9 protein-coding genes are annotated in these 11046 nt (G+C 73.8%); 6 read left to right on the forward strand and 3 right to left on the reverse strand.

Going from position 1 to position 11046, the window contains the following annotated elements; genetic code table 11:
* Positions 1-940 (reverse strand): hypothetical protein (locus DVA66_RS11405; RefSeq protein ID WP_408608907.1); only part of this gene is annotated, 940 nt, incomplete at its 3' end.
* 144 nt (positions 941-1084) lie between these two features.
* On the opposite strand from DVA66_RS11405, the gene DVA66_RS11410 reads away from it, so the two are divergent.
* The 3 genes from DVA66_RS11410 to DVA66_RS11420 all read left to right on the forward strand — a co-directional run bounded on the left by DVA66_RS11410 (position 1085) and on the right by DVA66_RS11420 (position 5605).
* Positions 1085-2506, forward strand: coding sequence for a CCA tRNA nucleotidyltransferase (locus DVA66_RS11410; RefSeq protein ID WP_114560205.1), 1422 nt, complete (start codon positions 1085-1087; stop codon positions 2504-2506).
* Between the two features lie 400 nt (positions 2507-2906).
* The gene (locus DVA66_RS11415; RefSeq protein ID WP_114560200.1) at positions 2907-5177 is read left to right on the forward strand and encodes a family 78 glycoside hydrolase catalytic domain; all 2271 of its coding nucleotides are present in this window, start codon (positions 2907-2909) and stop codon (positions 5175-5177) included.
* Positions 5178-5311: 134 nt separating this feature from the next.
* A complete protein-coding gene (locus DVA66_RS11420; RefSeq protein WP_114125854.1) occupies positions 5312-5605 on the forward strand; it encodes a thiamine-binding protein in 294 nt (97 codons plus the stop codon).
* A 112-nt stretch (positions 5606-5717) separates the two neighbouring features.
* Here the strand turns inward: DVA66_RS11420 and DVA66_RS21935 are convergent, their stop codons facing one another.
* The gene (locus DVA66_RS21935) at positions 5718-6641 is read right to left on the reverse strand and encodes a M56 family metallopeptidase (RefSeq protein WP_114560201.1); all 924 of its coding nucleotides are present in this window, start codon (positions 6639-6641) and stop codon (positions 5718-5720) included.
* 6 nt (positions 6642-6647) lie between these two features.
* Positions 6648-7028, reverse strand: a complete 381-nt coding sequence (locus DVA66_RS11430) for a BlaI/MecI/CopY family transcriptional regulator (RefSeq protein ID WP_114560202.1) — start codon at positions 7026-7028, stop codon at positions 6648-6650.
* Between the two features lie 137 nt (positions 7029-7165).
* Here DVA66_RS11430 and DVA66_RS11435 point away from each other — a divergent pair, with 137 nt between their 5' ends.
* From DVA66_RS11435 to cydD, 3 genes are all read left to right on the forward strand, one after another.
* A complete protein-coding gene (locus DVA66_RS11435) occupies positions 7166-8623 on the forward strand; it encodes a cytochrome ubiquinol oxidase subunit I (protein ID WP_114560203.1) in 1458 nt (485 codons plus the stop codon).
* A gap of 23 nt (positions 8624-8646) precedes the next feature.
* A complete protein-coding gene (cydB, locus tag DVA66_RS11440; protein WP_114560206.1) occupies positions 8647-9660 on the forward strand; it encodes a cytochrome d ubiquinol oxidase subunit II in 1014 nt (337 codons plus the stop codon).
* Positions 9660-11046: thiol reductant ABC exporter subunit CydD (gene cydD, locus DVA66_RS11445; protein ID WP_114560204.1), on the forward strand; the 1387-nt coding region annotated here is incomplete at its 3' end. The genes cydB and cydD, both read left to right, overlap by 1 nt.

Genomic DNA, 11046 nt, shown 5'->3' on the forward strand with positions numbered 1-11046 from the left:
CGGCGACCACCGCGTCGGCGAGGGCGGGGTCGTCGTGCGCGGCGACCGCGAGCAGGTCGGGGGTGCCCCAGGGCAGCCGGTAGCCGGTCCCGGCCGGCAGCGCCTCCAGCCGGGACAGCCACCGCCGGGCCGCCTCGGCGTGCTCCCCGGGCCGTTCCTCCTCGCCGGCCACCCGGTAGCCGTCGGCGAGGTCGGCGACCTCGGCGACCAGCAGCGGGTCGACCGCCCAGCTCACCCCGTCGCGGGAGGCGCTGGTGAGCAGGGTGTCGAGGCGGCCGCCGTCGGTGAGGTCGCGGCCCAGGCCGTCGTCGGCGAAGAGGTCGGGCGCGAGCCGGGACGGGGCGGCGTCCAGCTGCACCACCGAGACGAGGTCGACGGGGTCGGGCCCGGTGTCGACCACCGGCACCAGGGTGCGGACCCGGCCGACCGTCTGGCTGCCGCTCTCCCGGGCGTGCACGCCGACCAGCGCGGCGCCGGTGCCGGCCGGCAGCCCCAGCTGGTCGACGGTGGCGCTCAGCTCGAACGGCACGCTCTGCCCGGGTTGGAGCACCGGCGGCAGGTCGGTGGTGTAGGCGGTCTCCACCTCGAACACGCGGGCGCCGACCGGCAGCGTGGCCGGGGCCAGCGCCAGGTCGGAGAGCTGGTCCTCGGCGGTGTAGAGGGTGCCCTGGTCGCGCCACAGCATCAGCTGCAGGTTGCGCACCGGCGTCTCCCGGGTGTTGGTCGCCGTGCCGCGCAGGGTGAGAGCGGTGTCGCCGGCGGCGTCCAGCACGCCCGGGGTGACGGCCTCCAACCGCAGCGACACCTCCTGCGGCTCGGCGGCGACCGCGGCCGGTGCGGGCGGCAGCGCCCCGAGCAGGACGGTCAGCAGCACCAGCGCCAGCGCGCACCGGGTCGCCACACCCCGCAGCCGGGGTCGGCGCGGTGGCGGAGCGGTCACCCGGTCATCCTACGGTCGGCGTCCGGCCCGGCGGTGCTCCCGCGCGGCCGGTGCCGGCCGGCGGATCGCCTCCGACGGCCGTGCTCGGTAGTCTGGACGGTCGTGCCCAGCCTGAACCAAGCCCAGTCGAACGCCGTCGGCGAGATGCTGCGGATCACGCCGGTGGTGGGGCGTCTGGGACGCCTCTTCGCCGACGCCGGCCACGAGCTCTACCTCGTCGGCGGATCGGTCCGCGACGCCCTGCTGGGCCAGCTCGGCCACGACCTCGACCTCACCACCTCCGCGCGGCCGGACGACATCGAGCGGCTGCTGCGCGGGTTCGGCTCCGCGGTGTGGACGGTGGGCAAGGCCTTCGGGACCATCGGCTGCAAGGTCGAGGCCGCCGTCCCGGGGGCGGGGGTGGAGGAGTGGGTGGTCGAGGTGACCACCTTCCGCAGCGACGCCTACCGCTCCGACAGCCGCAAGCCCGAGGTCTCGTTCGGCGACTCGCTGACCGAGGACCTGGTGCGCCGCGACTTCCGCATCAACGCGATGGCGATCGACGTCACCGTCCCCGGCGGCACCTTCGTCGACCCTCACGACGGTCTGGACGACCTGGCCGCCGGCGTGATCCGCACCCCGGGGACGGCCGAGCAGTCGTTCAGCGACGACCCGCTGCGGATGATGCGGGCGGCCCGCTTCGCCAGCCAGCTCGGCTTCACCGTCAGCGAGGACGTGGCGGCGGCGATGACGGCGATGGCGGACCGGATCGAGATCATCTCCGCCGAGCGGGTCCGCGACGAGCTGACCAAGCTGCTGCTGACGTCCTCACCGCGCGCGGGTCTGGACCTGCTGGTGCGCACCGGGATCGCCGACCGGGTGCTGCCCGAGCTGCCGGCGCTGCGGCTGGAGCGCGACGAGCACCACCGGCACAAGGACGTCTACCAGCACAGCCTGACGGTGCTGGAGCAGGCGATCGACCTGGAGCACCGGCTGGAGCGGCGTCCCGACCTGGTCAACCGGCTCGCCGCGCTGCTGCACGACATCGGCAAGCCGGCCACCCGCCGGTTCGAGCCGGGCGGCAAGGTGTCGTTCCACCACCACGACGTGGTCGGGGCGAAGCTGACCCGCAAGCGGATGAAGGAGCTGCGGTTCTCGGCGGAGGAGACCAAGGCGGTGAGCCGGCTGGTGGAGCTGCACCTGCGCTTCCACGGCTACCGCGACGGGCAGTGGACCGACTCCGCGGTGCGCCGCTACGTCCGCGACGCCGGGGACCAGCTGGAGCGGCTGCACATCCTCACCCGGGCCGACTGCACCACCCGCAACCAGCGCAAGGCGGCCCGGCTGCGGCAGGCCTACGACGACCTGGAGCGCCGCATCGGCGAGCTCGCGGAGCAGGAGGAGCTGGAGGCCATCCGCCCCGACCTGGACGGCAACCAGATCATGGCCCTGCTGGGCCTGCCGCCCGGCCGGGAGGTGGGCGAGGCCTACCGGCACCTGCTCGACTACCGGATGGAGCACGGCCCGGCGACCCCCGAGGAGGCCGAGGCCGAGCTGCGCCGCTGGTGGGCCGAGCGCTCCGCCTGAGCTTCCCCGACCCCCGCGCCCCGAGCCGACCCCCAACGCCCTGAGCGACCCCCAACGCCCTGAGCCGACCCCCAACGCCCTGAGCCTGTCGAAGGGCGAGCTGCTTGCGGGAGGGAAGAAGAAGGACCGGCACGGTGGTCGCCTCGCGGCGGGTGGCGCACTCGCGGCCCCGTCGGACGGGTTCCGCGACGGCTCTAGTTGGGGCCCGGGGACTCGGTCCGTGCCGGTCACCTGGTCCAACCGGTGCCTCCGGTGGATCATTCCCACCCGCGCGCACCGATCTGCGACGCCGGCGGCAGGTGCCCCGGCGGACCCACTAGCATCCTCAGCAGCCGGCCACCGGGGGCTGCGCAGGTCCCGGGAGGCGGCTGTCGCCGACGTCCCCGTCCCAGGAGCACCGATGTCCCACGCCTGGTCCGCCCGCTTCGTCACCCCCGCCACCGAGCTCGACGGGGCCCCGTTGCTCCGCGGCGACGTCCGGCTCGACCCCGGGCACGGCGAGGTGGCCTCGGCGACGCTGCGGTGGTCCGCGCTCGGGGTGGTCGAGGCCTGGCTGGGTGGCCGTCCGGTCTCCGCGGACGTCCTCACCCCGGGCTGGTCGGCCTACGAGTGGCGGCTGCGCTACGCCGAGCACGACGTCACCCGGCTGCTCGCCGACGGCGCCGACACGGTGCTCGCCGTCGCGCTGGGTGACGGCTGGTGGCGGGGCCGGCTGGGCTGGGACCCCGGCTGCCCGCCCTACGGCGAGCAGCTGGCGGCGATCGCCGAGCTGACCGTGCGCTTCGCCGACGGGCACGTGCAGGTGGTCGGCACGGACGGGACCTGGCGGGCCGCGGCCGGCCCCACGACGGCCGACTCCCTCTACGACGGGCAGAGCATCGACGCCCGCCGCCACGACCCCCGGTGGACCCAGCCCGACTTCGACGACAGCGGCTGGGCGGGGGTGCGGGTGGTCGAGCACGACCTGGCCCGGCTCGAGCCCTACGTCGGCCCGCCGGTGCGCCGGATCACCGAGCTGTCCCCGGAGCGGGTCTGGACCAGCCCGGCGGGACGGGTGCTGGTCGACTTCGGGCAGAACCTCGTCGGCTGGGTGCGGGTCCGGGTGCAGGGCGAGGCCGGCAGCACGGTCACCCTGCGCCACGCCGAGGTGCTGGAGCACGAGGAGCTCGGCACCCGTCCGCTGCGCTCGGCGCAGGCGACGGACCGGTTCACGCTGTCGGGCGGAGCGGACGTCTTCGAACCCACCTTCACCTTCCACGGCTTCCGCTACGTCGAGGTGGACGGCTGGCCGGGCGGGGTGGACGCGATCGGTCCGGAGGCGCTGACCGCGGTGGTGGTGAGCTCCGACCTGCGCCGGATCGGGCACTTCGACTGCTCCGAGCCGCTGCTGTCCCGGCTGCACGAGAACGTGGTGTGGGGGATGCGGGGCAACTTCCTCGACGTCCCCACCGACTGCCCGCAGCGCGACGAGCGGCTGGGGTGGACCGGTGACATCGCCGCCTTCGCGCCCACGGCCGTCCGGCTGTTCGACGCCGAGGACTTCCTCCGCGACTGGCTGCGCGACCTCGACCTGGAGCAGCGCCACCAGGACGGGCTGGTGCCCTACGTGGTGCCCGACCTCATCCGGCGGATGCCGAACCCGCCCGACTTCGTGCCGGTCGACAGCACCGCGGTGTGGAGCGACGCGGCGGTGTGGGTGCCGATGGCGGTCTACCGGGCCTACGGCGATCCGACGGTGCTGGCCGAGACCTTCGAGTCGATGGCCGCCCACGTCCGGCGGGTGCGCTCGCGGCTGTCCGAGGACGGGCTGTGGGACAGCGGCTTCCAGTTCGGTGACTGGCTCGACCCCGACGCCGACCCGCACCACCCGGCCGAGGCCAAGGCCGACCGCTACGTGGTGGCCACCGCCTGCATCGCCCGCAGCGCCCGGCTGGTGGCCGAGGCGGCCACCGTGCTGGGACGCGCGGAGGAGGCGACCGAGTTCGCCACCCTGGCTGATGAGCTGCGGACCTCGTTCAACCGGGCCTACGTGCAAGACGGCAAGGTCAAGAGCGACTGCACCACGGTGTACTCGCTGGCGCTGGTGTTCGAGCTGCTCGACCCGGCCGACCGCGAGCGCGCCGGGAAGCGGCTGGCCGAGCTGGTGGCCGAGAGCGGCTACCACATCTCGACCGGGTTCGCCGGGACGCCGTTCATCGCCGACGCGCTCAGCAGCACCGGCCACCTCGAGGAGGCCTACCGGCTGCTGCTGCAGACCGAGTGCCCGTCGTGGCTCTACCCGGTGACGATGGGGGCGACCACCATCTGGGAGCGCTGGGACTCGATGCTGCCCGACGGCTCGATCAACCCCGGGGAGATGACGAGCTTCAACCACTACGCCCTCGGTGCGGTGGCCGACTGGGTGCACCGCGTGGTCGGCGGCCTGGCCGCGCTCGAACCGGGCTACCGGCGGCTGCTGGTGGCGCCGCGTCCCGGCGGCGGGCTGACCTGGGCCGAGACCTCGCTGGAGACCCCGCACGGGCTCGCCCGGGTGCGCTGGGACGTCGCCGACGGCCAGCTCGACGTCCGGGTCACCGTGCCGGAGGGGACGTCCGCGCTGGTCCGGCTGCCCGGTGCGGAGGAGCAGCAGCTCGAGCCCGGCGAGCACACCCTCACCGCCACCGCCCCCTGACCCACCCCGAAGCCCTCCTCACGGCCGCGGGTGTGGCGGAATCGTCGCTTCCCCAGGGTCCGGACCGACGGTTCGTCCACACTCGCGGGGGGTGGGGCGGGGGCGGCCCGTGGAGGGAGTGGGAGGCTGGGAGCATGCTCGTCGCGTTCAGCATCAGCCCAGCCGCCGGTGACGACACCGGCGGGGTGTCCGAGGCCGTCGCGGAGGCGGTCCGCATCGTCCGGGCGTCCGGTCTGCCCAACGAGACCAACGCCATGTTCACCAACATCGAGGGCGAGTGGGACGAGGTGATGGCGGTGGTCAAGCAGTGCGTGGACGCGCTGGCCGCGCGCTCGCCGCGGGTCAGCCTGGTGCTCAAGGCCGACATCCGTCCCGGGCACACCGGGCAGCTCACCGCCAAGGTGCAGCGCGTGGAGGACCTGCTCTGAGCGGGGGCTCCGCCGAAAGCTGTCGATAGCGTCCCAACAGGCCCGTATCGAGGCTGTCGGGACGCCATCGACAGGTTCTGGCGGCCGCCCCGCGCCCGTCCCCGGCCCGGACTCAGAGCACCACGAGGATGCCGACCGGGCTGGCGACCAGCACCGCGGCCAGCGCGTAGACCGCGACCGCCAGCGCGCGGTGCTCGCGGTCGTCCGACAGCCGTCGCACCCGCTCCACCAGACCCGGACCGGCCGCGCCGAGGGCCTCGGTCGGCACCGGGCTGCCGGCCATCCGGACCAGCGCACGGGCCACCGGCACCGAGCCGACCTCCCGCCGGGCCGCGTCGTCGGCCAGCATCTCCACCAGCAGCCGCCCCTCGTCCAGCGCGACATCGCTGCGGACCACGTGCGGGAAGGCGCGGTGCACCGAGGCGAACCAGTCGAGGACGACGTCGTGCCGGGCCCGCAGGTGCGCCCGCTCGTGGGCGAGCACCGCCTCCAGCTCGTCGCCGTGCAGCTGCTCCAGGGTGCCGGTGCTGACCACCAGCCGCGACTGGCGCACCCCGGGCAGGCAGTAGGCCATCGGCATCGCCTCGGCCAGCACCCGGACGCGGTCGGCCGCGATCCCGCGGACCGTCGGCGCGGCGGCGTCCACCCGGGCGAGCAGGTCGACCGAGCGGCGGTGCCGGATCCGCCGGGTGGTGCTCTGCCGGGTCACGACGACGACACCCCAGACCAGTCGCACCACCACGTTGAGGGCGAAGGCGGCGGCCGCCACCATCAGCACCGCCACCACCGGGTGGCCTTCACCGAGGTGCCACAGCTGCCAGGCGGCGACCACGCCGGCGCCGACCGTGGCGATCAGGGCGCTCAGCGTGCCGGCCTGCCAGAGCACGGTCGCCGGCCGCGGCACCAGGTGCAGGAAGCCCCACCGGCGCACCCAGGACGGACCGGGCTTCACCAGCACCAGCGCCAGCCCGGCCAGCACCGGCGCGACCAGCCAGCCGCTGGGCAGCCAGGGGAGGTCGAGCAGGGGGCCGCCCATGGCCGGTCAGTCCCGTCGAGGGCTGTGGCGTTCCTCGACCTGGCCGAGGGCCTCACGCAGCAGGGCCATCTCGTCGGGGGAGACCCGGTCGACGAAGGCCATCAGCGCCGCGCTGCGGTCGACCTCCTGCTCACCGAGGGCGGAGTGCATCACCTCGGCCACCATCGCCTCGCGGGTGCTGGTCGGCCGGTACATCCAGGCCCGTCCGACCCGCTCGCGGCTCACGACGTCCTTCTTGGCCAGGCGGTCGAGCACCGTCATCACGGTGGTGTAGGCGAGCTCGCGCTCGCTGCCCAGCGCCTGGTGCACCTCGCGCACACTGAGCGCGGAGTTGGCAGCCCACAGCTGCTCCATCACCGCTCGCTCGAGCTCACCCAGGGTCGCCACGCCGCCGATACTACTACGACGCCGTGTAGGACGTCCGCTCCGCAGGTTCACGTCCGCCGACCGCGTCGGCCGCTTCCCGCGGCGCGTGTGAGCATCACGACATGTCGTAGTACGACGTTGCGTAGTAGATTGAGGGCATGGAAGCCGTCGACCTCGCGCGGTGGCAGTTCGCGATCACCACCGTCTACCACTTCTTCTTCGTCCCGCTGACGATCGGCCTGTCCGCGCTGGTCGCGGTGATGCAGACCGTCTGGGTGCGCACCGGGAACGAGCGGTGGCTGCGGCTCACCCGGTTCTTCGGCAAGCTCTTCCTGATCAACTTCATCCTCGGTGTGGTCACCGGGATCGTGCAGGAGTTCCAGTTCGGCCTGAACTGGTCGGAGTACTCCCGCTTCGTCGGCGACATCTTCGGTGCGCCGCTGGCCCTGGAGGGCCTGGTCGCCTTCTTCCTGGAGTCGACCTTCCTCGGGCTGTGGATCTTCGGCTGGGACCGGCTGCCGCGCCGGCTGCACCTGATGACCATCTGGCTCGCCTCGATCGGCACGGTGTTCAGCGCCTACTTCATCCTGGCCGCCAACTCGTTCATGCAGAACCCGGTCGGGTTCACGGTGAACGCCGAACGCGGTCGGGCCGAGCTGACCGACATCGGCGCGGTGCTGACCAACCCGGTGGTGCTCGTCACCTTCCCGCACCAGATCTTCGCCTGCTTCATGGTGGCCGGCGCCTTCGTCGCCGCCGTGGCCGGCTGGCACCTCCTGCGGTCGTCCCGAGCTCCCTTCGACGGGCTCAGGACGACGCGTCGACAGGCCGACGGCGTTGCGGTGGAGGAGGACGAGGTCCGCACCTGGCGCTCGGCGATGCGGCTCGGCGCGGTGGTGCTGCTGGTCGCCGGGCTGGGGGTGCTGATCTCGGGCGACCTGCAGGCCAAGGTGATGTACGACGTCCAGCCGATGAAGATGGCCGCGGCCGAGGCGGCCTACGAGACCGAGCAGCCGGCGAGCTTCTCCGTCATCACCATCGGCTCCCTCGACGGCGAGCGCGAGCTGTTCTCGATCAAGGTGCCCTACCTGCTGAGCTTCCTCGCCACCGGCGACCCGACCGCGGAGGTGGAGGGCATCCGCGACCTGCAGGAGGCCTACGAGGCGACCTGGGGGCCGGGCAGCTACGCGCCCAACATCCCGCTGGCCTACTGGACCTTCCGGCTGATGATCGGGCTCGGGGTCGCGGCGATGGGGGTCGGCGCGGCGATGCTGTGGCTCACCCGGCGCGGCCGCGTCCCGCAGGGGTGGTGGACGACGCCGGCGCTGGTGGTGCTCCCGCTGCTGCCACTGCTGGCCAACTCCTTCGGCTGGATCTTCACCGAGACCGGCCGCCAGCCCTGGCTGGTGTTCGGGCTGATGCCGACCGCCGCCGGCGTCTCGCCCTCGACCACCGTGCTCGAGGTGGTCGTCTCGTTGTTCGCCTTCACCGCCGTCTACACCGTGCTCGCGGTGGTCGAGGTGCGGCTGATGCTCACCTGGATCCGCAAGGGCCTCGACGACGCCCCGCCGCCCAAGGTGCTCGAGGACGACGAGCCCCTCACCTTCGCCTACTGACCTGACCTGACGAGGAGATGATCATGGACCTGCCGGTGCTGTGGTTCGGCCTGGTGGCCGTGCTGTGGACGGGCTACCTGGTGCTCGAGGGCTTCGACTTCGGCGTCGGGATGCTGCTGCCGGCCGCCCGCGACCGCGCCGAGCGCCGCGTCATGATCAACACGGTCGGCCCGGTCTTCGACGCCAACGAGGTGTGGCTGATCACCGCGGTGGGCGCCACCTTCGCCGCGTTCCCCGACTGGTACGCCACCTTGTTCTCCGGCTTCTACCTGCCGATGCTGCTCGTGCTGCTGGCCCTGATCGTGCGCAACGTCGGCTTCGAGTTCCGGCACAAGCGCGCCGACCTCACCTGGCAGCGCCGCTGGGAGTGGGCGATCGTGCTCGGCTCGGCCGTGCCCGCGGCGCTGTGGGGGCTGGTGCTGGCGAGCCTGGTGGGCGGCGTCCCGATCGACGCCGAGGGCGAGGTGGTCGGCAGCGTGCTGACCCCGTACGGGCTGCTCGGCGCCCTGCTCACCACCAGCCTGTTCCTCACCCACGGCGCGCTGTTCGTCGGGCTCAAGACGGTCGGCGACATCCGCGTCCGCGCCCGCCGCTGGGCGCTGACGAGCGGGCTGCTGACGGTGCTGGTCGCCGCCGTCTTCCTCGCCTGGACGGTGCTCGGTCAGGCCACCAGCCCGTGGCCCGCGGTGCCGGCGGCGCTCGTCCTGGTCGGGCTGGTCGGAGGGCTGGCCGCCGCCCGGGTCGGTCGGGAGGGCTGGGCCTTCACCGGGACGGCCCTCGCCACCGCCGCGCTGGTGGCGACCCTGTTCACCACGCTCTTCCCGCGGGTGATGGTCTCCTCGCTCGACCCCTCCTGGAGCCTCACCGTCAGCGGCTCCTCATCCACCGACTACACGCTCGGGATCATGACCGTCGCCGCGATCGTGGTGACGCCGGTCGTCATCGGCTACCAGTGCTGGACCTACTGGGTCTTCCGCAAGCGGCTGGGCACCCAGCACATGCCCGACGCCCAGCTGGTCGCCGCCGGGAGGCGTTGATGGCCTCCCGGGCACCGGTCGACCCCCGTCTGCTGCGCCGCAGCCGTGCCACCCGCGGGGCGGTCGCGCTGCTGGTCGTCCTCGGCACGGCGCAGGCCGTGGCCACCGTGGCGGGGGCGTGGCTGCTGGCCGGACTGGTCGCCGGTCTGGTCGGCGGCGTGCCGGCCGATCCGCGGGCCCTGCTCGGGCTGGCCGGCGTCCTCGCGTCCCGCGGGCTGCTCGCGGCCGCCCAGCAGCGGGCAGCGCACCGGGCGTCCGCGGCGGTGAAGACCCAGCTGCGGGAGGAGCTGCTCGCCGCGCGGCTGGCCCGACCGGGAGAGCTGGGTGGCGGTGCGGACACCTCCGGCGGCGCGCTGGTCGGGCTGGTGACCCGCGGCGTGGAGGCGCTGGACGCCTGGTTCTCCGGCTACCTGCCGCAGCTGGTGCTCGCCGTGGTGGTGCCGGTGGTGGTCGGGGTGACGATCGGGCTGGCCGACCTCGCCTCGCTGGTCGTGGTCGTGGTGACGCTGCCGCTCATCCCGCTGTTCATGGTGCTGGTGGGTCTGGTCACCCGGGACCGGCTGGACGCCCGCTGGCGCGCGCAGTCCCGGCTGGCGCACCACTTCGCCGACCTGGTGGCCGGGCTGGGCACCCTGCAGGTGTTCGGCCGGGCCCGCAGCCAGGTGGCCGGGCTGCGGCGGGTCGAGCAGCGTCACGAGCAGGCGACGCTGCAGACCCTGCGGGTGGCCTTCCTGTCCGCGCTGGTGCTCGAGCTGCTGGCCACCCTCTCGGTGGCCCTGGTGGCGGTGGGCATCGGCCTGCGGCTGGTCGACGGCGAGCTCAGCCTGTTCACCGGGCTGCTGGTGCTCGTGCTCGCTCCGGAGGTGTACCTGCCGCTGCGGCAGGTGGGCGCCCGCTACCACGACGCCGCCGACGGGATGGCCGCCGCCGAGCACGCCTTCGCGCTCCTCGACGAGGCGCCGGCCGCTACCGGGGAGCCTTCTGCACCGAGTTCGGTGCAGAACCCACCCCGCGACGACGGCGACGGGCGGGTGGCGCCGGTGGAGCTCCGCGACGTGACCTTGTGCCGGGGTGGCGTGTCGGTGGTCAGCGGGCTGTCGCTCACCCTCGGGCGCGGTGAGGTGGTGGCGCTCGGCGGGCCGAGCGGGTCGGGCAAGTCGACGCTGCTGACGGCCCTGCTCGGGCACCTGCGGCCGGCCTCCGGTGCGGTGCTCGTCGACGGCGTACCGCTGGAGCAGGTGGACGCCGCGTCCTGGCGACGCCGGGTGGCCTGGGTGGGCCAGGTGCCGGATCTCTGGCCGTCCACGGTCGGCGACAACGTCGCGCTCGGCGCGCCGGGTGCCCCGCTGACGCGGGTCCGCGCCGCGCTCGACCGCGCCGGCGCCC

Origin of the sequence: Desertihabitans aurantiacus (genome assembly GCF_003344635.1) — a bacterium.
Classification (GTDB): domain Bacteria; phylum Actinomycetota; class Actinomycetes; order Propionibacteriales; family Propionibacteriaceae; genus Desertihabitans; species Desertihabitans aurantiacus.